Below are 24970 nucleotides of genomic sequence, written 5' to 3'. Positions count from 1 at the left end.
ATTTGGAGGCATGTTCTGCGTTTGGCCAGACTCCTGACAAGGCTCTTCAAGAGGTTCAAAAAGCCAAAGAGCTTTGGTTGCAGGCTGCCCGGGCTGAGAAAAAACCGATTCCTCCTCCAAAGTACCGACCGGTTATCTATCAAGCCGCAGGCCGGATGAAGAATGGTCCGGACGCTCAATTCCGCTGATTGCCATCCGCTTTTGTTCTGGCGCTTCGCGCCAGTCCATCCCGCAACAAATTGGGTGCACAATCCTGATTATTCTGCTGTTGCGCTGTTATGCGCCGAAAAAGACCCGCTCACATGTCATCGTATGCTGCTGATCTGCCGCTATTTACGCGCTGATGATGTTGTTATCAGTCATATTCTTGAGGACGGCGCCTTGGAGGATAATCGGGATACGGAAATGCGTCTGATGAGATTATTGAAACTTGATTCGGACGACCTTTTTTGCTCCAAAGAAGAGCTGATCGAACTTGCCTATAATCTCCAAAGTGAAAAAGTGGCCTATAGTCTGATTGAAAAAGCCTGAGATCATGAATAAAATAAAGGTATTCACCATTGGTTTCACCAAAAAGACGGCAGAGGAATTCTTTACAATTCTGAAGAAAGCGGGAGTCAAGCGGGTGATCGATATCCGGCTCAACAATGTCTCTCAACTGGCCGGGTTTGCCAAGCGGGATGATTTGCGCTATTTTCTGCGGGCGATCGGCGAAATTGATTATCTTCATCGCCCGGATCTGGCGCCGACTCAGCAGATACTGGATGCCTTCAAGAAAAACAAGGGAAGCTTGGTTGATTACGAGCGGGACTTCCAACAATTGCTTGTCGAAAGACAGGCAGAAATGAACATAACCCCGGAACTGCTGAATGAGGGCTGCCTCCTGTGCAGTGAGGATAAGCCCCTGCATTGCCATCGCCGGCTCGTCGCCGAATATTTGCGTTCAAAATGGGGAAACGTGCGGATCATTCACCTATAAACCTTTCCCGGTCAATCCTGAATTATACGGAATGACCGGGAAATGGTTTTTTACCCCCAGTAAACCAGATTGGTCTCCTGCTTGGCGGCCAGGTGCGGATGGTTCGGCAAGACGCGGATCCCGTAGTTGTGGGCGCCATTCTTTTTGACCCGATAGGAAATGAAGAATTTGAGAATGCCCACGGAATCCCTGCCCTCCAGCGGCAGCTGAACACATTCCGGCTGCCAGACAGCGCCGGGATCGCTCCTGCCAATTACCATCTCTACCAGAATCTCTTCCGGGGCCATCTTGCCGGGGTCGATCCGGACGCTTACCTCGAGAGGTTCCTCCACCCGGATGGTATCGCCCTGAATTCCCGCAACAACAACCTCAATAATGTGCAGCGAGGAGAAACGCATCGGCAGTTTCTGTTTCCAATCGGCCAGTTCGCGGGCCATTTTGTAGTTGTCGAGATAGATGTCATGTTCACGCAGCGCCGTAGGCAGGTAGAGGTCGTGATAGTAATCTATCAGCATGCGGTTAGTATTAAACATAGGGATAAGAGTCTGCATGGAACGCTTGACCATGGCGATCCATCGCTCCGGAAGACCGGATATTTCCCTTTCATAGAACATGGGAACCACCGAGTTTTCCAGCAGTGAATAGAGCGACTCGCTGTCCTCCTGATCGGGATTTCCTGGTTCATCCCGGTACTCATTGACGACGGGACCGATTGTCCAGCCGTTGGTCCCGTCATAGCCCTCAACCCACCAGCCATCGGAGATGCTGAGGTTAAGAACGCCATTGGCAACCACCTTTTCGCCGCTGGTGCCGGAGGCCTCCATTGGGCGGCGGGGATTGTTCAGCCAGACGTCCACCCCCTGAACGAGCTGCCGGGCAACGCCAATTCCGTAACCCTCCACAAAAAATATTCTTCCCCGGAAGCGGGGATCCTTGCAGACGCCTATTACCTTTTTGATCAATTCTTTTCCCATGTCATCCATCGGGTGAGATTTTCCGGAAAACACTATTTGCACCGGCCGGGTGGGATGGTTCAAGATTCGGTCGAGCCGATCGAGGTCGGAAAGGATCATATCCGCCCGCTTGTAAGGCGCGAAGCGGCGGGCAAACCCAATTGTCAGCGTCGTCGGATTCAGTCTGGAGAAAAGCTCTTCCTGCCATGTCTTTGTATAGCCGTATTTGCTCCAGTTGCGGGCAATTTCATCCCGGAGGAAATAGACCAGTTTCTGCCTTAGTTCGTATCTGGCCCGCCACAGGATGTTGTCGGGAATTTCCTGCACCCGCGCCCAGTATTCCGGATCGGACAGGTGCTTTTCCCAGTCCATGCCGAGGAAGGTGTTGAACACCGTTTTCATCCGCGGGGCGATATAGGAAAGGGTATGGGCGCCGTTGGTAACATGGGTGATCGGGATGTCCGATTCATCGAAACCCTTCCACACATCGCGCCACATCCTCCGGGAGACCTCTTCGTGCAGTTTGCTTACGGCGTTGCTTTTGTGGGCCATATTCAGCGCCAGGATCGTCATGAAGAAGGGCTTGCCTTCTCCCGCTTCCCTCCGTCCCAACTGCCAGAACTGCGACCAGGAAATCCCGGTGCGTTTCACGAAATTGGCAAAATAGTGTTCAAGCAATTCCTGGCTGAACCGCTCATTCCCGGCCTCCACCGGGGTGTGCGTGGTAAATACGATCGCGCCGCGGACGATCTCGAGCGCCTCGTAGAACGACAGTTTTTCTTCGGTCATCAAAGAGGCAATCCTCTCAAAGACGAGAAATGCCGAGTGTCCTTCGTTGATATGGTAAACGCGGGGACGAATCCCGAGCTTTTTGAGCAGCTTTACCCCACCCATCCCGAGGAGTATTTCCTGCTCTATACGGACCCGGGTGTCAGAGCAGTACAGCCTTTCGGTGATTTTCCGATCCTGGGGGGTGTTTCTGGGGATATCGGTGTCCAGCAGATAAAGCTGGATACGACCGACATGAACCTGCCAGATGTTGGCAAAAAGGGTACGCCCCGGGAATTCCATGGATATCTGAACCGCATTGCCGCGGTCGTCCTGGACAATTTCGAGGGGCATGCTGGAAAAATCGTTATGGGGATATTCCTCTTTCTGGGCGCCGTTTTTATCGATGATCTGCATGAAAAAACCGCTCTTGTAGAGAAGACCGACACCGACCAAGGGTATGTTGAGGTCGCTCGCCGTCTTCAGGTGATCGCCGGAAAGCGTCCCCAAACCGCCGGAATATATCGGCAGCGACTCATGCAAGCCGTATTCGGCGCTGAAGTAGGCAACGGGCGACAGACGTTTGAGCCCTTCGTGCTGTTCGAGCAGAGGATGCAGACTTTTATCGTCCATGTAGTCGTCAAATTGTTTCAAAATATGGGTGTAGAGGTTCAGATAGCTTGTGTTTTCAGAAGCTTCGAGGAGACGTCCGGAAGAGACGGTCTCCAGCATCCGCACGGGGTTGTTGCCCATCCCTTCCCATAGCTTGGGGTCCAGTGCCGAAAAGAGTTCGAGCGTGCGCGGGTTCCAGGACCACCAGAGATTATAGGAAAGCTCCCGGAGCCTCGCTATCTTCAGTGGAAGGTTAGCCACTGCTGTAAAGGTGCGGAAGTGGGGAGAAACCGAAGCGGTCCCGGCAAACGTGTGCTTTATACCTGCCAGCAGTTCGTCGTCTTTGAGTGCCTCTGTGCGAATCTGAGATACGGAGAGGGCAAGCCCAAACGCCTGGGAATAATAGCTGAAAAAATCATTCCAGTTTGCCTTGGCCGCCACGGATCGCGCCCCAACGCGCATCTCGTGGAGTTCCTCGTTTGTCAGTCCGACAAATTTCCTCAGTATTTCGTGGAGATCGTCTTCTATTACGGCATCCGGCTGCCCCATTCTGTTGATGATAATGATTCCCTTGTTGCCGTTCAGGTATTGTCGCGCCCAAAGTCCGAAGCCGGCCTGATCCGTGGTGATTGTCGGAACCGCGTAGGCCGCGCTTTCGAGCGGCGTGTATCCCCATGGCTCATAGTTGGAGGTGAAAACCCCCAGATCGCAGCCGGACAGCGCTTCGTAATAGGACATGTTTATCAGGCCATCGTGACCGTTCAAATAGGCCGGGACATAGATTGTCTGAACCCTGTTCTGAGGAAAGTTTCGCAGGCCGAGGCGCTCGCATGTCTGCAGAATGGGATCGGAGGCTTCGTTTTGCATGCGGTGGGTGGAGATGGGGGGATTGTTCGGATCTGGTTTGACATCGTCGTTTTTCAGGGAAGGGATAAGATCCGTGTAGCCGCCAAGGACAAAAATAAAGACAAGGATGGTGTTATCCTCGGTGAGTTCCTTGTTCAGGCGGCCGAGCGCCGCAAGCAGGATGTCAATGCCCTTATTATGGAATTCCCCGCGCCCTGACGTCAGGATAATTCTCGTATTTTCCGGTAAATCCCTGTTCATGAAGCGGCTCGCGGCGGCAAGAAGCTTTTTGCGGGAGAAAAGCGCGGCGGCATTGTCTGCGGCGAAATCAGGAATACTGGCGATATCGAGACCGTTCGGGGTAATCAGATCGGGGGCGCGACCGAGAAAGTTTTTGGCTTCCAAAGCAGTTATTTCGCTTACCGTGGTAAAACAGTCGGCTTCCCGGGCCGAGGCTGTTTCCATTGAACATTTGGCGGTAATATTGTGGGCGCTTGCCTCCTGCTGCGGAGATATATGGTCCATCGAAGAATAGATGTCAACGCCTGACGAGGCGAGCGTTCGTCCCAGCATCGTGGCATGGGTTGTAAAGACGGTTCCGATTTCCGGCGCCTGTTTCTTCAGGCCGAGCAGCCCCGCCCCGGTCATCCATTCGTGGAACTGGGCGACGCTTTTTAGCTGCTGGGGGCGAACAAGCAGATTATGGATGGTTTCGATCACCTCGCTTGCCGCGTAACTGAACATGACCGGCTCCACATAGTCCCACCCTCCGGCTATGGAATCTACCCCATAATCCTCCCAGAGCTTAAAGAGGAGCTGATGCTTGTCGTATTTTTCACCGAACCCCACAAGAATGGCCTTTGGTCTTCCCGGTACATTCCAGCGGCCGAAGCGGCAGGGTATCTCCTTGATGGCCACCCCTTCCCGAATGTCGTTCCAGATATCCTCGTCCGTTTCCTCGAATTCCGCGTTTGTCTTTAAATCAGGACCGAGGACAAAATATCGCTCGCCGAATACTCGCGAAGCCTCGGGAAGTTTGCTTGTTATAACCGTATAAATGCCGCCAACCTTGTTGCAGACCTCCCAGCTTACTTCAAATAGAAAGTGTTCCCGTTCCTGTATCATGACAACTCTCCTTCATTATTGATTTCGTAGTGAAAATCTTGTCGCGGCGGCGCTCCCGGTACAAGATTTTGAATTGATTGACCTTAAGCAGATCAAGCCCTTATGAGCAGTGAGTACAGCCTTGTCAATTCGGCAACGCTCCAGGCCTGGGCGATGCAGCCGCCGGGATTGTGAGGTTCGTTTCCGTCAAATACCTCGGAAATGCTGCCTATTCCCGCCTCCGACAGATGTTTTTTGAGAAATGCGCGCAAATATTTCTTGAGGTTTTCCCTTTCCTGTTCCTTGTCTGCCGCGGTCTTAAGCGCCGCCTGCCCGAAGGCGCCGAGAAGCCATGGCCAGACGGTCCCCTGATGATATGCGCTATCCCGTTCGGCGGGATTTCCGATGTAGAGTCCGCGATATTCAGGGTCGGAGGGGGAGAGGGTCCGCAAACCGAAGGGTGTCAGAAGATGTTCTCGTGCGGCTTGTACAACGGCTTTCTGTTCCTCATCGTCGAGCGGGGAAAAGGGCAGCGAAACGGCAAAAAGCTGATTGGGACGGATGGCACGATCCAGAATCCCGTTATTCCACACATCGCCGAGGCAGTTATCCTCACGGTTCCAAAATGTTTCCTGAAAAGCTGTCCGCAGATGCGGGATAAAGCCGGGGTCAACAAGCTCGGACTCGCCGAATTGGTCGGCCAGCTCCCGGGAAAAACACAGGGCATTGTACCAGAGGGCGTTTATCTCGACGGGACGTCCGTGGCGGGAGGTGACGGGTTTGTTATTGACCATGGCATCCATCCAGGTAAGCGCAATCCCCGGATTGCCCGCATGCAGCAGTCCGGAATTATCAATTCCGGTTTCGAATCTGGTCCCGGCGAGAAAGGAACGGATGATCCGTTTCATTACCGGCCAGAAGTAGGTGCGGATAAGCTCCGTATCGCTCGTCGCCTGAAGCAGTTCCTGAACGGTCCAGAAATACCACAGGGAGCTGTCCACGGTGTTGTAAGCATCCGGGGTGCCATCTGCGGTAAAAAAATTGGGGAAGAGGCCGTCCTTTTCGTGCAGACTGATCTCCTTGAGCACTTCGATCCCTTCCGGCAATCGCCCGGCGTGAAAGCAAAGCCCCGAGAGGGATATCAGCGTGTCTCTGCCCCAACTGTCAAACCATGGATATCCGGCAATGATTGCGGACTTTCCGGACGGGGTTTTGATTAGAAACTGACGTCCGGCCTGGAGCAAGGACAGATAGAGTTTCCCGTCCTCATCCTCCAGACCGGCGGCGTGCTTTTTATCGATTGTTCTTTCACGCCCGCGTCGCACCGTTTCGGTCTGCCATGCCGCCGGAGAATTCTTCAGTGATTTATCAAGAGCAACGGAAAGAATGACGGTGCATTTTCTTTCCACGGGGATATCAATAATGCCGGGCATAAAGAGGTCCTCTTCGCCGGCGAAACCGCGGTTTATCTCCTCGTTGTATTGAAAGCGCCTATACCATGCCCCCACGGGGATAAACCCTGAACCCCGTGATGTCTGAAAGACAATCGCCGGCATTCCCTCGTAGGGTGATAAACTAAAACCGTTTGTCAACATTTCCAACCTGTTTTGGAGATATCCGTTTTCTTTGGACAATTCGTGATAGCCGCGGAAGGCAAGGAGCGGTTTCAGTCGTAAAATGCCCCCCCGGGGACATTTGTCAAGATCGTAACGGACAAGCAGGACGGATTTGTCCGCCGGCAATAATAGCGATTTCTTAATGGTTATCGAGCCGATTCGGTAGGTGAAACTGGGAAAATGATCGAAGCTAAAATCGGCAAGCGGCGTGTGTTCAGGAGGGAAGACAAGACCCGGATAGAGATGGGAAGTGAAAAAATGTTCTTCCTGCCTGTTGATTAATGAATCCTCTATCTTGGACAGCAAAACGCAGCGCCCTGCCGGTTTGGGGAGATTGGCGACAAACAACCCGTGATATTTGCGTGTGTGCCGATTTTCGAGCGTGCTGGTCGCATATCCCCCCCGGCCATCTGTTTCCAGCCATTCCCGGGAAATGGACAAATCGTGAAATCCTGCGAGATCGATTTTTATCATGATAAAGCCTCCTTGGTCTAATCAATCTCCTAAGCAACAGATAGTCTTATGACGCCTAGAAGTAGCGCAACGCGCAATGATTAAAAACGTACGCGCTATCTATGTACGCTTCTTTATTATTATATGCAAGCAAAGCAATGATGATTCGTTAGCGTAAATCAGCTATGGCATCTTGACTATTTCAACGTCCGCAGGCGGCGTAAAGGTGAAAAAAGATCTGGAAACGCCTTTATTAGTTTGAATATTTGTGAAGTTGAGGCGGGTGGTATTGCCATATTCATCATCGAAACGGCATTGAATGATCTGAAAGGTTTTTTTGTCGATCGTCAAATCAATGCGCTCAATGCCGTTTCCCTTTTCTTTCGCCGTTAATTTCAGAAGATAATTCCCGTTTATGTCGGCATGTCCATCCTTGGGAAAACGAACGGAAAAGTCTTCAGAAAGCTTCCCGATTCCCGACAGGAATTTTACAGCGAGTCGTGAGCGGTAAACGTCATCGGCGCTCTGGAGGTACGCCATCCGATCCTCTGCTACATAAAGCCATGCTTTGCGAGAGTCTATGATCAGTTTCTTTACTTTGGGCTTTGTATAATCCCAATACATCATTTTCGGGTTCTTGATCCAGACTGTTCCTTCTTCACGATCCGTCTTTTTCATGGATTTGATGGTTACTTCCTGAATAAAATGAGCCTTCAAATCGCCTGTCTTTTCGTAAACATCCTGAATCCGGGCGGTCAATTCTTCGACGGTGCGAAATTCCGCGTGACCCAAAGAGGGCAACCCCAACCATAAAACAGTTAGTAAAATACCTATAAATAAAAGGGTGCTGGGCTTGCAAGGGCGAGTCCCGGGGAAAAACGACCATGTAGGCCGGCATCCGCGGAACAGCCCTTTGGACCCTCGCAGTCTGCCGGGTCCAAAAGGTGGCTCATAACTATCAGGGATAGCGCTGTAATTTTCTAAAATACTGTTATTACTTAGCATATTTATTGCCTAAACCTTATGCAAACCGGTAAAAAATAGTAACATTTGAATGGTTGCGATAGTTATCAACACTTTTATCAACAACCCTTTCCACACTGCTGTTGATTCATGCGAAAGCTACCCGCAAGGGGTTTGTTTTGTGCTTTCTTAGTTAAGCCAATATCTTAATGCGCCAACCGAAGGCATCGTCTTTATTCCCATACTGGATATTGAGAATATCGTTATACAACCGGGCGGTAAGTTCGCCAATTTTACCACCGGCAATGGCGTACTCCCTGTTTCGGTAGTAAATCCAACCGACAGGTGAAACAACAGCGGCTGTTCCCGAGGCAAAAGCCTCCTGCAACTTGCCGTTATTGATTGCGTTAATTATTTCATCCATCGAGAGCCGTCTTTCGGAAACCTTTATTCCCCAGCTTTTGGCAAGCTGAAGCACCGAGTTTCTGGTAACGCCGGGGAGGATGCTTCCCGAAAGGGGAGGGGTTATCAACTCGTTATCGATTACGAAGAAGATATTGCTTGTTCCCACTTCCTCTACATACTTCCGTTCGATTGCATCGAGCCATAGCACCTGCGTATATCCCATTTTTTTTGCGATTTCCCCTGCGTAGAGGCTGGCTGCGTAATTCCCTGCTGCCTTGCAGTTGCCGATTCCGCCGGGGGCCGAACGAATGTAATCCTCGGTGACGAAGATCTTCGTCGGGCTGAAGCCCTCGGCATAATAGGCCCCGACGGGGCTCATTATGATGAAGAACAGATACTCGTTTGCCGGGTGCACCCCCAAGGCATGCTCGGTGGCAATCATGGTTGGTCGTATATACAATGAGGATCCTTCCGTACGAGGTATCCAGTCTTTATCCGCCGCCAGCAGCTTTTCCAGCGCTTCCATAAAAAGAGGCTCCTCAATCTTCGGCATGCAGAGTCTCTCCGCCGAGTTGTTCATCCGTTTTATGTTTTCCGCTGGCCGAAAAAGGAAAACGCCGCCATTTTCTCCCCGATAGGCCTTCATCCCCTCGAAAATCTCCTGGCCATAATGCAGGCACATGGCTGTCGGGTCAAGTTGAAGCGGACGATACGGTTCGACTGCACCATCGTGCCAGCCGCGGCCGCTGCTCCAGGTCATTGTAAAAAAATGATCGGTAAAGATCTTGCCAAATCCCAACTGCGATTCGTCCTGTGGTTTGGCCTTTCTTTTTTCAGGCACAGCCTGAACAAATTTTATTTCCATTGATAGTCTCCTTTTATTTCAGTTGATATCGGTGATAACAGGGTTACGGTTACACCCTTACCACTAAATCAGATGGCGATCAAGACTTCTATACTGGATAGCCTCGGCAATATGGGAGGAGGTTAGACAAGCGCTGTTGTCAAGATCAGCAATAGTTCTGGCTACCTTCAGTATCCTGGTGTAGGCGCGGGCGCTCAATCCCAGCTTGTCGATCGCCATCTCGATAAGTTTATGAGATTCATCGTCAATCAGGCAAAAAGCGCGAATCTGGGCTTCGCTCATCCGGGCGTTGCAGATGGTTTGCTCCCCGCTAAAACGCTTTTGTTGAATCGCCCGGGCTTTTTCTATGCGGTTTTTGATTGCCGACGAGGCTTCTCCTGCTCCCCGCGCCGTCAAATCGCGATAGCGGACGGAGGGCACCTCAATATGGATGTCGATCCGGTCGAGAAGAGGACCGGATACCCGACCTTGGTACTGGCGGATCTGCTGCGGAGTGCAATGACAGCGATTGCTGCTGTCACCGTAATAACCGCAGGGACAGGGATTCATCGACGCAACCAGCGCGAAGCGGGCAGGGTAGGTTGCCGTTTGCGCTGAACGCGTTATGGTTATTTTGCCGTCCTCCAGGGGTTGACGCAGCGTCTCCAGAACGTTTTTTCGGAACTCGGGCAGTTCGTCGAGAAAAAGGACCCCATGATGAGCCAGACTTATCTCCCCCGGTCGCGGGATATGGCCTCCGCCGACCAATCCTGCGTCGGAGATGGTATGATGCACTGCGCGAAACGGCCTCGTCGCGATCAGCGCCTCTTTTCGGTCCAATATTCCCGCTACGGAATAGATTTGCGTTGTTTCGATGGCCTCACTCAAGGAAAAGTCCGGAATTATGGTAACGATTCTCTGAGCAAGCATACTTTTTCCCGAACCGGGCGGACCGATCATCAGGATGTTATGCCCGCCAGCAGTGGCAACCTCGATTGCTCGTTTGGCCTGTTCTTGTCCTTTAATATCACTGAAATCAAATGGATAGTCGCTGTTTTGCCGGAAGAGCGCCTCGATATCGACGTGGAATGGATTGATTTCCCGGCGCTCTGCAAAAAATTCGACAACGTCGGAGAGGTGATCCACCGGAATGACATCGATTCCTTCGACCAACGCCGCTTCGCTGGCGTTTTCTTTCGGGAGAACTATGCCCCGAACGCCGAGAGAGAGTGCCGTAAAAGCGGAGGAAAGAGCCCCATGCACACCTTTGACGCTGCCATCGAGGGAAAGCTCGCCGATAAGAAGATACTGCGTAAGCGGCCCCAGGGAAACCATCCCCTGCGCGGCCAGTATCGCCATCGCGATCGGCAGGTCGAAAGAGGTGCCTTCTTTTTTTATGTCGGCAGGGGCGAGATTGATGGTGACATGATGAGCAGGGAATTTATAGCCGGAATTGTTGATCGCGGCCTTGATGCGATCCTTGCTTTCCCGGACGGAAGCATCGGGCAGGCCAACCGTGGAAAACTGGGGAAGGCCGGCGGTTATATCTACCTCAACTTCAACTGGGAAGGAATCGATGCCGATGATTGCGGAACTCAATGTTTTGACGATCATGCAAACTTCCTGTTGGCGAGTCAGATGAAAAGTGCGAAATTATTAGCGTTTTTGCATCAGGCGATCTTCCAGTTCCCCTATGTATGCGGCCAGGGTATTTCCCGTCTGTTCTACTGCGCTGCGCAGAGCCTGATCAAGTTGAGTCAAACGTTTTTGCAATGCCTCATCCGAAGCAACGGTTTTTCCCTCCATTTTTGACAATTCAGTCTGCAGAAATCCTTGCAACCCGGTGAGCCTCGATGCTTCCGCCTTCTCGGCCAGTTCGCGCAGGGAGTTCAAATCTTTGTTGAAACGCCTTGATTCTGACAGTTGGGCAGATTGGAGATAGGCGATATAGATTAAAAACAACAGGGTGATCAGCGCAATGAAGCCAAGCATGATCAATCCCAGCGGCGCATTGATCGATGTAATCAGAAGCCACAGGCTGGTGGGGGCCATAAACGAATTCCAGTTGACGATGGCAAAGAGGGCCAAAACCGCAAAAACAAGCATTAAGGCAAACGTTTTTATAGTCATAGCTTTTATCCTTAATCTCAATGTTGAACAAGGAAGTATTTTTAAAATTCCTTTCTGCAACAGGCTCTTGCCGAATGATTATATTTTTCGAGATTAGAATTTATATGAAAAATATATCTCGGGGAAAATGAAGCGTGTCGCAGAAAGGCATCAAATACAGGACGTAGCATTCTTCTGTGCGTGCGTATGGTAAAGCCGAGAAAACTGGACAGGGCAATTACAGCGGCAGGCTTATTGTATCCAGATACAGAAAATTTGTAACAATAAGCCTGCTTAATTCAAACAACTATTTCCCGGTTACGTCAATTTCCTTACCCCACCAATTTCCGGTTTTTGATACCTGGGCGTCCTTTTTATCCGCACTGGGATAACCGCAAATACTGAATTTCAAATGTTCCCAGTCTTTGTACATAGTGTCGTGTTCGTAGAAGCCCGATTCTCTTGCGGCGGCGCCGCACCCGGCGAGAAAAAGCGCTGCCATGGCGACCAAAAATAATTTCTTCATGCATTCCTCCTTTATTAAATGACATTGACAACATAATAGAGTCTCTTACATAAAAATACAGCGAATGTCAAAAGATTATTTATTTCAGGGGCGGCGCCAGCCGGTGAGGAAATTTTATCGGCTTTGCTGGTTGAATCTGCTGCTGATTTCTGATAAGTACGACCAAGGTCTTAAAAAACCGGGAAACACTTCTTGCAGCAGCATTGAGGTTTACTAACAGCAATTTGCCATCAGCAGGGCAATCATGCCCGCAGTGAGACATTTCTGGTGCGTATTTTAATTTTTACAGATCTTGACGGAAGCCTCCTTAACCAGGAAGATTATCTGTATGCGGAGGCCGTGCCGACCTTGGAAAAGATCAAGGCAGCCGGCATTCCTTTGGTTATGGTGACCAGCAAAACCAGAACCGAGGTGGAACATCTGCAAACGAAAATGAATATTGCCGATCCTTTTATCACAGAGAACGGCGGCGGAATTTTTTTCCCGGATTCGCTGGGGATGAAAAACCTGGCGGGTGGTGAGAAAAAAGGCAAATATACCTTTATCCGTTTGGGTGCATCGTATGGGAATATCCGAACGTTTTTCGTAAAAGCGGCTTCCCGTTTTGCGATAAGGGGTTTCGGCGACATGAAGACCGCCGAGATTGCCGAGTTGACCGGCATGTCTGATATTGACGTCGGGCGGGCCAGGCGCAGAGAATTTACGGAGCCTTTCCTGGCGGAAAATGACGAGGATATTCGTGAAATAGAAAGGATGGCCCGCCGGGAGGGATTTAAGATAACGAAAGGCGGCCGTTTCTTTCATCTGCTTGGCGCCGGACAGGACAAGGGCGTCGCGGTGAATAGATTAATCGATATCTACCGTAAAGATGGAATGGAAACGGCGTTAGTGACCGTCGGGATCGGCGACAGCGAGAATGATCTGCCGATGCTCCAGCAGGTTGATATCCCGGTTCTGATTCCCCGTCCACAGCAGGGGTTTCTGAATATTGAATTGCCGGGGCTTGTTCGGGCGGGTGAACCCGGATGCCGCGGATGGAACAGCGCTGTCGGAGCGATACTGAATGATCTCGCTGGTGGTGATTTCCCCGGGAAAGTGTTTGCCCGCCCTTAGGGGAAAAAATTGTTTACTAAGGAGGTAATAAAATGGCTGACTTTTGTCAGAACGGTGTAATTACGACACTGCAAAAACTTGGGAATAGATCAGCCGGCGAGATCGATCTCGAACTGAAGAAGGTTTCCGACGAGCGGAAAATGGTTCTTTTGCTGCCGGCGCTTTTTTCGGAGTTTAAAGGGCCGGCGATGCCCAAAATCATCAAAGAACTGAAGGGAATAGATTATCTCCACCGGATAGTTTTATCACTTGACAGAGCCGACGAAGCGCAGTTTTTGCAGGCCAAAAATATGATGGCTTCGCTGCCGGTCGAGGTGCGGGTTATCTGGCATGATGGCCCCCGGATGAAGCGTTTGCTGGGTGAGCTGGCGTCTGCCGATTTCCAAATGGAAATTCCCGGCAAAGGCCGTTCGGTATGGATGTCGATCGGTTATATCCTCGCTCACAGCGATGTTTACGCGATTGCCTTGCACGATTGCGATATCGTAAACTATCAGCGGGAGATAGTTTCGCGACTGCTCTACCCGGTCGTGCATCCCGGTCTGGATTTCGAGTTCAGCAAGGGGTACTACGCGCGGGTGACAGACAGACTCTATGGAAGGGTTACGAGACTATTCTACACGCCGCTTATTCAGACGCTCAGGAGAATGCTCGGTTACAACGCCTTCATCGAATATCTGGGCAATTTTCGTTATGCCCTGTCCGGGGAGTTTGCTTTTGACACCCATTTGGCGAAGGGCATCCGCATCTCCCCAACCTGGGGGCTGGAGGTTTCGATGCTAAGCGAGGTTTACCAGAAGACCTCCGTTAATCGAATATGTCAGGTCGAAGTCATTGAATCCTATGAACACAAACATCAAAAACTGGATAAAGCTCATGCGACGCAAGGGTTAATCAGAATGGCGACCGACATCGGCAACGCCCTGTTTCGGGTCTTGAGCGAGGATGGACTGGTTATGAGCGAGGCGTTTTTTCGAACCCTGCTTACCGCATATATGCAGGAATCCCGAATTGCGATCGAAAAATACAATGCGCTGGCGCTGCTCAACGGCCTTGAATATGACCGGCATCAGGAAGTGGAGGCGGTGGAGGCCTTCGTCACTTCGCTGAAAATGGCAATGGACGAATTCGTGAACGATCCAGTCGGTTGTCCCATGCTTGCCGCCTGGAAACGAGTATGGGCGGCAATCCCGGATTTTTCCGACAGGCTATATGCTGTGGTGGAAGAGGAAAATCGCTAGTGCAAGCTCAGTGAATAACGGAGGGGCAATTTTCGGATAAAAGGGCATTTCATGAAAAACACCGTTCTCAAAGATGATGTGCTTAACAAGATTCATGACCTGAAAAAAACGGACATTCTTGTCGGCATCCCCAGTTTCAATAATGCAGCGACCATCGGGCATGTCGTTCGCGCTGTTCAAGCGGGACTGTCCAAATATTTTCCCGAGTGCAAGGCCGTGATTGTCAATTCCGATGGAGGTTCAACCGACAGTACGGTCAAGACCGTCCAGGACGCTGCAATTGACGATTTTGATTCTATACTTTTAACGCATCGCAAGGAACCGGCGCTGAAAATTACCACCCCGTATCACGGTATTCCCGGAAAAGGCAGCGCCTTCAGAACCATCTTCAGCGTGGCGGAACTGCTCCAGGCCAAGGCCTGCATTGTGGTTGATTCCGATCTCCGAAGCATTACCCCCGAATGGGTTGAACTGCTTGTCAAGCCCGTCTTGAGGGGCGATTTCGATTTTGTCGCCCCTTTATACCACAGACATAAATATGACGGAACCATAACCAACAGCATTGTTTATCCCTTAACCAGGGCGCTCTACGGAAAGCAGGTGCGGCAGCCCATTGGAGGGGATTTTGGTTTCTCCGGAGAGCTTGCCTCATTCTATCTCGCAAAAGATGTCTGGGATACGGATGTGGCTAGATACGGGATCGACATATGGATGACGACAACCGCTATCGCGAACGATTACAGAATATGTCAATCATTCCTCGGTGCAAAGATTCACGACGCCAAGGATCCCGGCGCCGATTTGAGTGCGATGCTGTATCAGGTTGTGGGCGCCGCCTTTGACCTTATGGAAGATTATGCAAAAGAATGGGAAACTGTTACAGCCTCAAAACCGATACCCACGTTTGGCTTCAGGTATGCCGTCGGGTTGGAGCCTGTTTCCGTGAATATTCAGAGAATGATTGAAAGATTCAGACTCGGAGTCAGGGAACTCGTCGATATATGGGGAAAATTTCTTCCCCGTAAGGTAATTGGATATCTTTTGCGGGTAGCGGAACTTCCTGAAGCAGAATTCTCTTTTTCTGACGAAGCCTGGGCTGGGATCATCTACAGCTTTGCCCTGGCGGCTCATACCCGGATGATAAACCGTGAACATCTTCTCAAAGCGCTTACCCCTCTGTACATCGGCAGAACGGCTTCCTTTGTAAAAGAAACCATAGAAAGCGACGCGGCGGAGGTTGAAGAGAAGATCGAGGAATTGTGCCGGCTGTTTGAGAGAAAGAAACATATTCTCTCCGAAAACTGGCAGATATGAAAGGAGAAGCCGATGAATTTAATGGATAGGATAATTCTTGAACCAGCTGCAAAAAGCGTAGAGAGTATTCTGGTCTTTCTGCCCAATATTCTGACTTCGTTATTTATATTTCTAACAGGCCTTGTCATCTCGCTGGCTATAAAATTTTGTTTGGAATGGCTTTTTAAAGCCATCGGTCTCAACAGCTTTTCGAGACGTCTGGGATTCCAGGAATTGTTGAAGAAAGGCGGTGTTAAGGATGCCCTTTCTTTGCTGCTGGCAAAATTTTTCGGAGGCGTGATCTTTCTGATCTTTACCCTGCTTGCCATGAGAGCCCTGGAAATAGATATCCTGGTTAGGTTGGTGGAAAAATTCCTTTTCTATCTCCCTAATATTGTTATTGCCCTCCTGATACTGCTGTCCGGCTGGCTGCTCGGCAATTTTCTGGGACGAACGGTTCTGATAGCGGCGGTGAACGCCGGGATAACTTTTTCCCGTTTTGTGGCGGCTTTCGTAAAGTATATAATTGTAGCGCTATCCGTGACAATGGCTCTGGAACATGTCGGCATCGGAAAGGAAACGGTAGAAATTGCCTTTGCCGTCGTGTTTAGCGGCATGGTTTTAGCGCTCTCATTGGCCTTTGGACTGGGAGGCAAAGACATAGCGAAGGAGTTCCTTGAAAAAAAACTCAAAGAAAACAAGGAACAGCAGGATGACGGCATCAACCATCTTTAGCTATTCCCTGCTCGGAATGGCGGCGATTGGCAGTTGCTTTGTGAACCGCGGGGCCCATTGTGCTCCGGCATCAAGGGCAATGACGTACCGGGGTAAAGATTGTCCTTCTTGACGGCGTTAGCCTGCTGTGTTAAGCCGTCCAAACTCTCAGTTGCGCAGCATGGAAAGGGTAACAATGAAAGAGCTGTCCCATCTCGACGAAAAAGGCCAGGCACGCATGGTTGACGTAACGGCCAAACCCGCAACCCATCGTCAGGCAACCGCCAGGGGAAGGGTGCTGATGCGCCCGGAAACAGCGGCGCTGATTCAGGAGGGAGGGATGCCGAAGGGGGATGTTTTCTCCACGGCGCGCATCGCTGGCATTATGGCGGCCAAAAAGACGCCGGAGCTGATACCGATGTGTCATCCCCTGGAAATGACGGCGATTGAACTTTCCTTTTTGACCGATGTTTCCGCAGGGGAGATTGTGATCGAGGCGAAAGCCGGGATGATTGGCCGGACGGGTATCGAGATGGAAGTCATGACCGCGGTTGCGGTCGCGGCGCTGACTATTTATGATATGTGCAAGGCAGTTGATCGGGAAATTATTTTGACCGACATCAAGCTTATCAGAAAGGAAGGCGGCAAGAGCGGGGTTTTTGTCAGACCTGAGGCAAAGGCTTGAAGAAACTGCCATTATTCCGCAGATTAGTATGAATCATGCGTAATTATAGAATAAAGATTGAGTTGCGCTTCTCACTCGGCATCGATGCCTTGTTGTTGCTGTGTTTAGTGATGATATCGCTCATGGTGGTAGGTTCTGCGCTTGAAAAGGCATTATTCACAGTTTTTTTTATCGGGACGGCATATCTGTTTTGGGAATCACTCTGGCGCAGAGTGACCATTGACGAAAACGGCCTCTTTCTCCGCAGGCTTCTGAACCAGAAAAAACTGCCATGGGAAGCGATAACCCATGTGGGAGGCTTGACGATAAAAAACAAGTCTTATATCTTGCTCACAACTGCCGTCGGTTTCTTCATAATTTCAAATTATTATGAAAAATTTAACCTTTTGGCGGAAGATCTCCTGTCTCATGTCGAAACCGACAGGGTTGAAGACGCAGCGCGTTTTCTGGTTGAAGAAAAACCGGTGGGGGTGGCCGGAGTTGCTTTAGTCTGGGTGGCCGCTGTTTTGCTAACCGGTATTATCGTCTTGAAGATGTACCCTTTTATTTTATGAGTTTAGGCAATTATTCAGGTGGTTCGTCTGTGGCGGGATGTCCTCCTATCCGGCAAGAGAGGGTGGTTGAGTGTGATTATGGCAGCGAAGAAAAATGGAAACGGGTTGGCGCTGCGTTCAACGCAGACAACTCCGAAGGATGTGGCGGAAAGGATTTTGGAAAAAAATCTTGATGATATAACCGCTATCTTGTTCCAACCGGGTATAAATAAAAGCCGTATCTACGATGAGGTAATGGAGATGGTGGACCGGTCGCTACTGCGCATTTCCCTGCGGCGGACAAACCAGGTCAAGAGCGCGGCGGCATCCTATCTCGGAATAAATCGCAACACGCTTCAGAAGAAGCTAATTAAGCTGCAACTTGGCGACGAAGGGGAATGAATTTACCGATCTCCAGGGTGCTGTTGCGGCTATGCAGGCAAGGGATTTTGGTGGAAATTAAATTCCGGCACGCGGCACGGACTTCCAGCAGCGGGTTTCTCTTATGGACATGAAAATACCGGAAACCGTGATTAGACTGCGGGAAAAAGGGGTCACCATGCCGAATCCCGGTTTGGTGGAAATCGGCGCAGAGGTGGACCCGGAACGTATTGCCGCAAATGGCGTTGTGCTCTTCGGCGGAACAAGAATAACCGGCAAAAAGACGTTGCTCAGTGCGGGCGTGAAACTGGGCGAAGAGGCGCCGGTTGTCCTTGATAATTGCAGCTTGGGAGAAAATGTCGAACTAAAAGGGGGTTTTTTTTCCGATTCTGTCTTTTTGGAGCGGGTAAGCATGGCTTCTGGCGCGCATATTCGCGCTGGCTGCCTGCTTGAAGAAGAGGCTAAAACGGGACACACGGTGGGGCTCAAACAGACAATCCTCTTTCCCTTTGTCACCCTCGGGAGTCTGATAAATTTCTGCGATGTCTTGATGGCCGGGGGAACCAGCCGCAAAAATCATAGCGAAGTGGGAAGTTCATATATTCATTTTAATTATACGCCCAACCAGGACAAGGCTACCGCCTCGCTTTTGGGAGACGTGCCCCGGGGGGTTATGTTGAAGGAGGCGCCGATTTTTCTGGGCGGGCAGGGGGGGCTGATCGGGCCGGCCAGGATCGGCTTCGGAACGGTAATTGCCGCAGGCGAGGTATGGAGCGGGGATTGTCCCGAGGGCGGGAAATTGCTCCGCAGCGGAAGAAAACCGGCTATTGAAAAGGGATTTCATCCTGGACTTTACGGCGACATCAAAAGGCGGGTAATCAACAATATCATCTACTATGCGAATCTGCTGGCGTTGAGGCAGTGGTACATCCACATTCGCGCCCGGTTTTTCAGGGATGCGGAATATGGAGACGCCCTCATCGAGGGGGCTTTGGAGGTTATAGACGCGGCGGCATCCGAAAGGCTCTCGCGTTTCCGGGCCTTGGCCGAAAATATGGACAGCTCGATTGCGCTGGGACAAAAACTTTTGCCGGAGCATGTTCGTGAAAAAATTCTCCGCCGACAGGGCGAATTTCGCGATCGCTGGGGAGAACTAGAGAAAGGCATTGCCGGGCAAAGGGAAGCGGATGCCGGAAAAAGCATGCGTGAGCAATTTCTCACCTCATTTTTCGCTTCCCCAAATGGTGCAGGCAAAGACTATTTGGGAGTCATGGCGGCTCTTGACAAGGAAGTTTCCTCAACGGGCGCCAAGTGGATGCAGTGTACAGTAGATGACGTTGTCGAACGGGCGCTTTCGATAATACCCTCTTTTCGCTAATGACGGCACAGAAGCTCTCTGATTGCCGAGCGCCAGCCGTTGTTTTTTATATTGTCGAAGGGACACTTAATTGATGACCTTAAAGAAGTTTTTTAAAAACAGTTTCTCTTTCCTGAGGGAATGTCGGGTTGTGGTAGGCCATAATCCGCTGCGTGTCGGGACGCCAACCTTGATCATTTTTCCTCTTCTTCCCAACACCTTGTGCTGCGGTTTCGCGGGGATACTGACACTGCGCCGCGTGCCTGCCGTTTCCAACCGAACGGGCGTGAACGGCGATGCATGCCAAGGAGGCAAACTCGTCGAGATTTTTACATCCCTGTCCGAAAATGATCTGAATGCCGTTTTTTCCGGCGGAATCGCTCCGGCTTCCTATCTGGGCGGCAAGGACGCCCAAACTCAAATGGAGCAGGAGCTGCTCTATTTGAAAGGAGAAAAGGGCCGGCAAGCGCTTTTTTACGATCCTGCCGCGGTGAAGCTTTTGCGCAGGCTTTGCGGGACCATGCAGGAATTTCTTGTTAGAGAGGAGTCAACACTTGCAGAACAAGCCGGACGGATTTCCACCTCCGATCTCGAAGAAATAAACCGGGGTTTGATCATGCTTCGGGATTTGCTTTGGGTGTTGGAAAAGGATGTTATTGATAACGTTAACAAGATTTGCACCGTTGCCGGTATCGATGATCCCCTCTTGCTGCCGCCGCCGGCCCTTTACAAATACCGGAAACTAAACTTTCTTTTGAACAGTCTCGATCGCCTCGAAGTCCGCGGACGGGATTCGGCGGGGGTGCAGATATCGTTTGTCCCTGAAAATAACGCTGATTTGAGCGGGATTATGAACGTCATCCGCACCAGGGGATTATCGGCGGAATGGGAAAAACGCACCGCCGCCGGCGATGCAGTTGATGGATCGATTTGCTTTACCCCCCGGGCTGCTGCGGGTAAGGCAACCGCCGTTTCTTTTACCTATAAAACTGCGGAGATCATCGGCGAGCTGGGAAGGAATGTCCGGGAACTACGCAAGAGGATTGCCGGGGATGCCCTTTTTCATCTTTTTGCCGACATCCCCGCGGCCTTTGAAACGGCGTTTACCCATACCCGTTGGGCTTCCGTTGGTTCCATCACCGAAGAAAACTGCCATCCAATCGGAAACTTCACCTTGCCGGGAAATGGTGCGGCCACGTTGAAAGAACAGGATTTCCCCTTTTACGGAAAAGGGTTATGGACGATCAATGTAGTACTCAACGGCGACATCGATAATTATCAGCAGCTCCGGGAATCCTTCTCGGCACAAGGGGGAGCGATCGCCCCGGAAGTGACCACGGATACCAAGATCATTCCGCTGCGAATTGAGCACTACCTGCGCGGCGGGTGCGATCTGGAAGAGGCTTTCCGGCTTGCAGTCAGGGATTTTGAGGGCTCGCATGCCATTGCCCTGGTAAGCAGTCTGGAACCGGGCAAGGTTTTGCTGGCGCTCAGGGGGAGCGGCCAATCAATTTATGTCGGAATCGCCCCCGATCGCTATCTGTTTTCCTCGGAACTCTATGGTCTGGTCGAGGAGACCCCTTTTTTCATAAAAATAGACGGGGAAAAAGCGCCACCCGGCGGCAATGAAAAGGGAAGCGGGCAGATCTTTATTCTCGATCAGGATACCCCGGGAGGGGTGGAAGGGGTAACCGCCTTTTTCTATGATAAAACACCTGTCAGGCTCAATGAAGAGGATGTCCGGCGGGCGGAGATCACAACCCGTGATATCGATCGTGGCCGCTACCCCCATTATTTTTTGAAGGAAATTGGTGAATCCGCCCACTCCGTCCGTAAAACACTCCTTGGCAAATACCTGATCGAAAAAGGAAAACGGGGAGAAACGGCGGTTTTCAGTCTGGGAGAAGATGTCATTCCCGAAGAAATACGGGAGGGGTTGCTGTCCGGAAAGATCAACATTATATGCGTGATTGGCCACGGAACGGCAGCCGTCGCCGGAAAAGCCATAGCCGATGCGCTGGCACGCCATCTGCGGGGAAGCGGAATCACTGTGCAGGCCATGCTTGCCTCCGAGCTCAGCGGCTTCAGTCTCAAACAGGACCTCCATGATACACTGGTTATTCCGATCACCCAGTCTGGAACGACTACCGATACCAACCGCGCCGTGGCGATGGCCCGGGAACGCGGCGCTAAAATAGTCGCAATCGTCAATCGCCGGCAGTCCGATATCACGATGAAGGCGGACGGTGTTTTTTATACCTCCGATGGCCGCGATATCGAGATGGCAGTCGCCTCAACGAAGGCATTCTATTCGCAGATCATTGCCGGCAACGTCCTTGCGCTCGCCATTGCCGCTTTGGTTTCTTCCATTTCCGGCGAGCAGGCGGCAACGGAACTCCGCACGCTGGAGACGGCGCCGGGGTTAATGGGAAATGTGCTGGGCCAGCGGGAGAATATTCGCAAGGCCGTCGAAAAGACGATAAACCATAAAAGATATTGGGCGATTGTCGGAAGCGGACCGAACAAGGCCGCCGCCGATGAAATAAGGATCAAGCTGAGCGAGCTGTGCTACCTGACAATCTCCTCCGATGTTGTTGAAAACAAGAAACACATCGACCTTTCCGCCGAACCGTTGATCATCGTCTGCGCCGCCGGGAGTCCCGAAAGCGTCATCGGCGACATTGCCAAGGACGTGGCGATTTTCAAGGCCCACAAGTCATCAGTCGTGGTCTTTGCCGAAGAGGGGGAAACCCGCTTCGACGCCGTTGCCGATGCGGTGATCCAGCTTCCCGGCGCACCCCTGCCGCTTCCAGTAATTCTGAACACCCTCGCCGGACACCTTTTCGGCTATTATGCCGCATGCAGCATTGACGAAGACGCCCTGTTTCTCCGGACGTTTAAAAGCCGGCTTAATACTGTCATGGTTGACCAGGTAAAAAGAAAACTTTCCGCTTATGAAGGTTTCACCGACGAAGGGCTGCGAGGTCTTGTCAATAATTTTACCACTGAATTTCTGAAAATGAAACAACTGGGGCGGTTTTCCCAGACTGGGGTGGGGACAATCTCTGATCTGACGCTGCTGCTGAAATACGCGGGAGGAAAGCTGCCGCTCGATGATTTTCGCCACGATTTTCCCGAGAGCGAATTGTTGTCCCCGGTCGATCTGCTGGATGTGACGCTGGGTAATGCCGTTGATGAACTTTCCCGCCCGATTGACGCGATCCGCCATCAGGCAAAGACAGTAACCGTAGGAACAAGCAGAAAAGAAACACTGCCGGAAGGACCGGTCTCCGCTTTGCTCAGCCTGCTTTCATTCGGGGTTCAATCACTGCTCAGCTCGAATATTTTGCTCCTGGAGAGAATACAGGGGGCGGTTTCTGCGGTGACAGGTTATACGCTTTACGCCATTGACAAATTAGACAAAGCAGGAAAACCCGTTGATGAGACGACCATCATGATTGTAAAGCGGGGTGGAGTCTCACTGCAGATGCAATCGCGGGTTGAGAAAACCAGCGCCCTGGTCGGAACCAAAAAGGGAATTGTGGCCCTGCAAAGGATCTATGCGGGGCTTGGCCGAACGGATGGCGCCCCGCTTGTTATTGTCCCGCTGCTTGGCAATAATGAACGGGTCGAAAATCTGTTGTTGCTGCATGTAATCTTCAACGAGAACCTCTCCGTAAAGGAAAGGCTTAAAATCATCGGCAAAAGAGTAAATAAACTCAAGGATTTGATTCAGGAATGCAATCTTTCTTGGAATGACAATCTCCTTGCTGACATCCCCGTCGGGTTTCTGCTTGGCGAATCAGCGGAGACAATAGTCGGGTGGATCACGAAAAATTCAACCTTTTGCAGGAAGGGATAGGAAATTCATGAAAACTAAATTTATTTTCGTTACCGGAGGCGTTCTTTCCTCCCTCGGCAAGGGTTTGGCGGCTGCCTCCATTGCGGCTATCCTCGAGTGCAGGGGACTGCGGGTCACAAATCAGAAACTCGACCCGTACATAAATGTCGATCCGGGCACCATGAGCCCGTTTCAGCACGGAGAAGTGTTCGTGACCGACGATGGCGCCGAAACCGACTTGGATCTCGGCCATTACGAACGATTTACCGGCACCACGATGGGAAAGGCGAATAACCTGACGACGGGTCAGGTCTATTTTTCCGTCATCACCAAGGAGCGGCGCGGGGATTATCTGGGTAAAACCGTTCAAGTAATTCCCCATATCACCAATGAAATAAAAGACTTTATCAAGAAAACCGCCGAAGGGCATGATGTTGCGATAGTCGAGATCGGCGGGACCGTTGGCGATATCGAAAGTCTTCCCTTTCTCGAGGCGATTCGCCAGTTTCGCAATGAAGTCGGCAGGGAAAATGCAATCTTTATCCACCTGACCTGGGTGCCGTTCATCAAAACCGCCGGCGAGGTAAAGACCAAACCGACGCAGCATAGCGTCAAGGCCCTGCGGGAGATCGGCATCCAGCCGGACATCCTGTTGTGCCGGACGGAAAATTTCCTCTCCGACGACATCAAAACCAAGATTGCCCTCTTCTGCAATGTCGAGGTGGCGGCAGTCTTCACCGCCAAGGATGTGGAGTGCATCTACGAGTGCCCGTTGATTTTTCACCGGGAGGGACTGGATCGGAAGATTACCGATCTGCTGAATATCTGGGCCGGCCAACCTCGCCTTGAAAAATGGGAGAACGTAGTGGCCCGGTTTCTCCATCCCCAGTGGGAAGTGACGATCGGCATTGTCGGCAAATATGTCAACCTGACCGATTCTTACAAGAGTCTCAACGAGGCCCTGGCCCACGGAGGGATCGCCAACGACTGCCGGGTGAAACTTTGTTTCGTCGATTCAGAAAAGCTGGAAAATGAGGGCGTTGGGAATGTTTTCGATGGTTTGGACGGGATACTCGTCCCCGGCGGGTTTGGCAACCGGGGGGTCGAAGGGATGATTCTGGCAATCAAGCATGCCAGAAAAAACGGCATCCCTTTTTTCGGCATCTGCCTCGGCATGCAAATGGCGGCTGTGGAATACGCCAGAAACGTCTGCGGCCTGGCCAAAGCGAACAGCTCGGAATTTGACGCCGCAACCCCGTACCCGGTGATCGATCTTTTGCCTGAGCAAAAACAGATAACGGAAAAAGGAGCGTCAATGCGCCTCGGGGCGTATCCCTGTATAGTTAATGAAAAATCAGCGGCAGGCGCGGCTTATGGAGCAAAAGAGATCAGCGAACGCCATCGCCACCGGTATGAATTCAATGCCGCCTTCAAGGAGGAGCTTCTGGCAAAAGGACTTGCCATTACCGGCGTTTCCCCCGACGGCAGGCTTGCCGAAATCGTCGAGATTCCCGGACATCCGTGGTTTTTGGGCTGTCAGTTTCATCCCGAGTTCAAATCCCGACCGACGAATCCTCACCCGCTTTTCCGGGATTTCATCAAGGCGGCACTGAAGAAAAAGCAATAGCGCAATT

20 protein-coding genes are annotated in these 24970 nt (G+C 51.3%); 13 read left to right on the top strand and 7 right to left on the bottom strand.

All coding sequences use genetic code 11. From position 1 onward, the window contains the following. From K0B01_10010 to K0B01_10000, 3 genes are all read left to right on the top strand, one after another. On the top strand, positions 1 to 188 hold a 188-nt coding region (locus tag K0B01_10010), incomplete at its 5' end, for a type II toxin-antitoxin system HicB family antitoxin (GenBank protein MBW6486469.1). Continuing rightward, entirely contained in the window at positions 163 to 531 is a 369-nt protein-coding gene (locus K0B01_10005) for a DUF488 domain-containing protein (GenBank protein ID MBW6486468.1), read from the top strand. The genes K0B01_10010 and K0B01_10005, both read left to right, overlap by 26 nt. 13 nt (positions 532 to 544) lie before the next feature. Continuing rightward, positions 545 to 979, top strand: a complete 435-nt coding sequence (locus K0B01_10000; GenBank protein ID MBW6486467.1) for a DUF488 domain-containing protein — start codon at positions 545 to 547, stop codon at positions 977 to 979. A 50-nt stretch (positions 980 to 1029) separates the two neighbouring features. Here K0B01_10000 and glgP read toward each other — a convergent pair whose 3' ends face one another. The 7 genes from glgP to K0B01_09965 all read right to left on the bottom strand — a co-directional run bounded on the left by glgP (position 1030) and on the right by K0B01_09965 (position 12178). Continuing rightward, positions 1030 to 5283 carry an alpha-glucan family phosphorylase gene (glgP, locus tag K0B01_09995; protein ID MBW6486466.1) on the bottom strand — a complete coding sequence of 1418 codons (4254 nt, stop codon included), beginning with the start codon at positions 5281 to 5283 and terminating at the stop codon, positions 1030 to 1032. A gap of 92 nt (positions 5284 to 5375) precedes the next feature. Further along, positions 5376 to 7352, bottom strand: a complete 1977-nt coding sequence (locus K0B01_09990) for an amylo-alpha-1,6-glucosidase (protein MBW6486465.1) — start codon at positions 7350 to 7352, stop codon at positions 5376 to 5378. Positions 7353 to 7514: 162 nt separating this feature from the next. Then, the gene (locus tag K0B01_09985) at positions 7515 to 8123 is read right to left on the bottom strand and encodes an outer membrane lipoprotein carrier protein LolA (GenBank protein MBW6486464.1); all 609 of its coding nucleotides are present in this window, start codon (positions 8121 to 8123) and stop codon (positions 7515 to 7517) included. Positions 8124 to 8487: 364 nt separating this feature from the next. Next, complete coding sequence (locus tag K0B01_09980; protein ID MBW6486463.1) at positions 8488 to 9564, bottom strand: branched-chain amino acid aminotransferase; 1077 nt, start codon at positions 9562 to 9564, stop codon at positions 8488 to 8490. 63 nt (positions 9565 to 9627) lie between these two features. Next, the gene (locus K0B01_09975; protein MBW6486462.1) at positions 9628 to 11157 is read right to left on the bottom strand and encodes a YifB family Mg chelatase-like AAA ATPase; all 1530 of its coding nucleotides are present in this window, start codon (positions 11155 to 11157) and stop codon (positions 9628 to 9630) included. Positions 11158 to 11199: 42 nt separating this feature from the next. Further along, the gene (locus tag K0B01_09970) at positions 11200 to 11733 is read right to left on the bottom strand and encodes a hypothetical protein (GenBank protein MBW6486461.1); all 534 of its coding nucleotides are present in this window, start codon (positions 11731 to 11733) and stop codon (positions 11200 to 11202) included. 226 nt (positions 11734 to 11959) lie between these two features. Further along, positions 11960 to 12178: a hypothetical protein gene (locus K0B01_09965; GenBank protein ID MBW6486460.1), complete on the bottom strand. Its 219-nt coding sequence runs from the start codon at positions 12176 to 12178 to the stop codon at positions 11960 to 11962. A gap of 264 nt (positions 12179 to 12442) precedes the next feature. On the opposite strand from K0B01_09965, the gene K0B01_09960 reads away from it, so the two are divergent. The 10 genes from K0B01_09960 to K0B01_09915 all read left to right on the top strand — a co-directional run bounded on the left by K0B01_09960 (position 12443) and on the right by K0B01_09915 (position 24963). Continuing rightward, positions 12443 to 13291 (top strand): HAD-IIB family hydrolase, encoded by an 849-nt coding sequence (locus K0B01_09960; protein MBW6486459.1) that lies wholly within the window; start codon positions 12443 to 12445, stop codon positions 13289 to 13291. Positions 13292 to 13323: 32 nt separating this feature from the next. After that, complete coding sequence (locus tag K0B01_09955) at positions 13324 to 14532, top strand: glycosyl transferase (protein MBW6486458.1); 1209 nt, start codon at positions 13324 to 13326, stop codon at positions 14530 to 14532. 51 nt (positions 14533 to 14583) lie between these two features. Beyond that, entirely contained in the window at positions 14584 to 15846 is a 1263-nt protein-coding gene (locus K0B01_09950) for a glycosyltransferase (GenBank protein MBW6486457.1), read from the top strand. 12 nt (positions 15847 to 15858) lie between these two features. After that, a complete protein-coding gene (locus K0B01_09945) occupies positions 15859 to 16560 on the top strand; it encodes a hypothetical protein (GenBank protein ID MBW6486456.1) in 702 nt (233 codons plus the stop codon). A gap of 175 nt (positions 16561 to 16735) precedes the next feature. Further along, positions 16736 to 17224: a cyclic pyranopterin monophosphate synthase MoaC gene (gene moaC, locus K0B01_09940; protein ID MBW6486455.1), complete on the top strand. Its 489-nt coding sequence runs from the start codon at positions 16736 to 16738 to the stop codon at positions 17222 to 17224. Between the two features lie 122 nt (positions 17225 to 17346). Beyond that, on the top strand, positions 17347 to 17778 hold the full coding sequence (locus K0B01_09935) for a PH domain-containing protein (GenBank protein MBW6486454.1): 432 nt from the start codon (positions 17347 to 17349) through the stop codon (positions 17776 to 17778). A 78-nt stretch (positions 17779 to 17856) separates the two neighbouring features. Further along, complete coding sequence (locus K0B01_09930) at positions 17857 to 18159, top strand: hypothetical protein (protein MBW6486453.1); 303 nt, start codon at positions 17857 to 17859, stop codon at positions 18157 to 18159. A 103-nt stretch (positions 18160 to 18262) separates the two neighbouring features. After that, positions 18263 to 19516, top strand: coding sequence for a UDP-N-acetylglucosamine pyrophosphorylase (locus K0B01_09925; protein MBW6486452.1), 1254 nt, complete (start codon positions 18263 to 18265; stop codon positions 19514 to 19516). Between the two features lie 169 nt (positions 19517 to 19685). Continuing rightward, complete coding sequence (locus K0B01_09920) at positions 19686 to 23357, top strand: SIS domain-containing protein (protein MBW6486451.1); 3672 nt, start codon at positions 19686 to 19688, stop codon at positions 23355 to 23357. A 7-nt stretch (positions 23358 to 23364) separates the two neighbouring features. After that, a complete protein-coding gene (locus K0B01_09915) occupies positions 23365 to 24963 on the top strand; it encodes a CTP synthase (protein ID MBW6486450.1) in 1599 nt (532 codons plus the stop codon). Positions 24964 to 24970 lie beyond the last annotated feature (7 nt).

Source organism: Syntrophobacterales bacterium (genome assembly GCA_019429105.1).
Classification (GTDB): domain Bacteria; phylum Desulfobacterota; class Syntrophia; order Syntrophales; family UBA5619; genus DYTH01.
This window is presented reverse-complemented; position numbering and strand designations above follow the sequence as displayed.

Coding starts and splice junctions, on each gene's coding strand:
- K0B01_10005 (MBW6486468.1), top strand. CDS start 163: ATGGTCCGGACGCTCAATTCCGCTGATTGCCATCCGCTTTTGTTCTGG.
- glgP (MBW6486466.1), bottom strand. CDS start 5,283: ATGATACAGGAACGGGAACACTTTCTATTTGAAGTAAGCTGGGAGGTC.
- K0B01_09990 (MBW6486465.1), bottom strand. CDS start 7,352: ATGATAAAAATCGATCTCGCAGGATTTCACGATTTGTCCATTTCCCGG.
- K0B01_09980 (MBW6486463.1), bottom strand. CDS start 9,564: ATGGAAATAAAATTTGTTCAGGCTGTGCCTGAAAAAAGAAAGGCCAAA.
- K0B01_09975 (MBW6486462.1), bottom strand. CDS start 11,157: ATGATCGTCAAAACATTGAGTTCCGCAATCATCGGCATCGATTCCTTC.
- K0B01_09965 (MBW6486460.1), bottom strand. CDS start 12,178: ATGAAGAAATTATTTTTGGTCGCCATGGCAGCGCTTTTTCTCGCCGGG.
- K0B01_09955 (MBW6486458.1), top strand. CDS start 13,324: ATGGCTGACTTTTGTCAGAACGGTGTAATTACGACACTGCAAAAACTT.
- K0B01_09950 (MBW6486457.1), top strand. CDS start 14,584: ATGAAAAACACCGTTCTCAAAGATGATGTGCTTAACAAGATTCATGAC.
- K0B01_09945 (MBW6486456.1), top strand. CDS start 15,859: ATGAATTTAATGGATAGGATAATTCTTGAACCAGCTGCAAAAAGCGTA.
- moaC (MBW6486455.1), top strand. CDS start 16,736: ATGAAAGAGCTGTCCCATCTCGACGAAAAAGGCCAGGCACGCATGGTT.
- K0B01_09935 (MBW6486454.1), top strand. CDS start 17,347: ATGGTGGTAGGTTCTGCGCTTGAAAAGGCATTATTCACAGTTTTTTTT.
- K0B01_09930 (MBW6486453.1), top strand. CDS start 17,857: ATGGCAGCGAAGAAAAATGGAAACGGGTTGGCGCTGCGTTCAACGCAG.
- K0B01_09925 (MBW6486452.1), top strand. CDS start 18,263: ATGGACATGAAAATACCGGAAACCGTGATTAGACTGCGGGAAAAAGGG.
- K0B01_09915 (MBW6486450.1), top strand. CDS start 23,365: ATGAAAACTAAATTTATTTTCGTTACCGGAGGCGTTCTTTCCTCCCTC.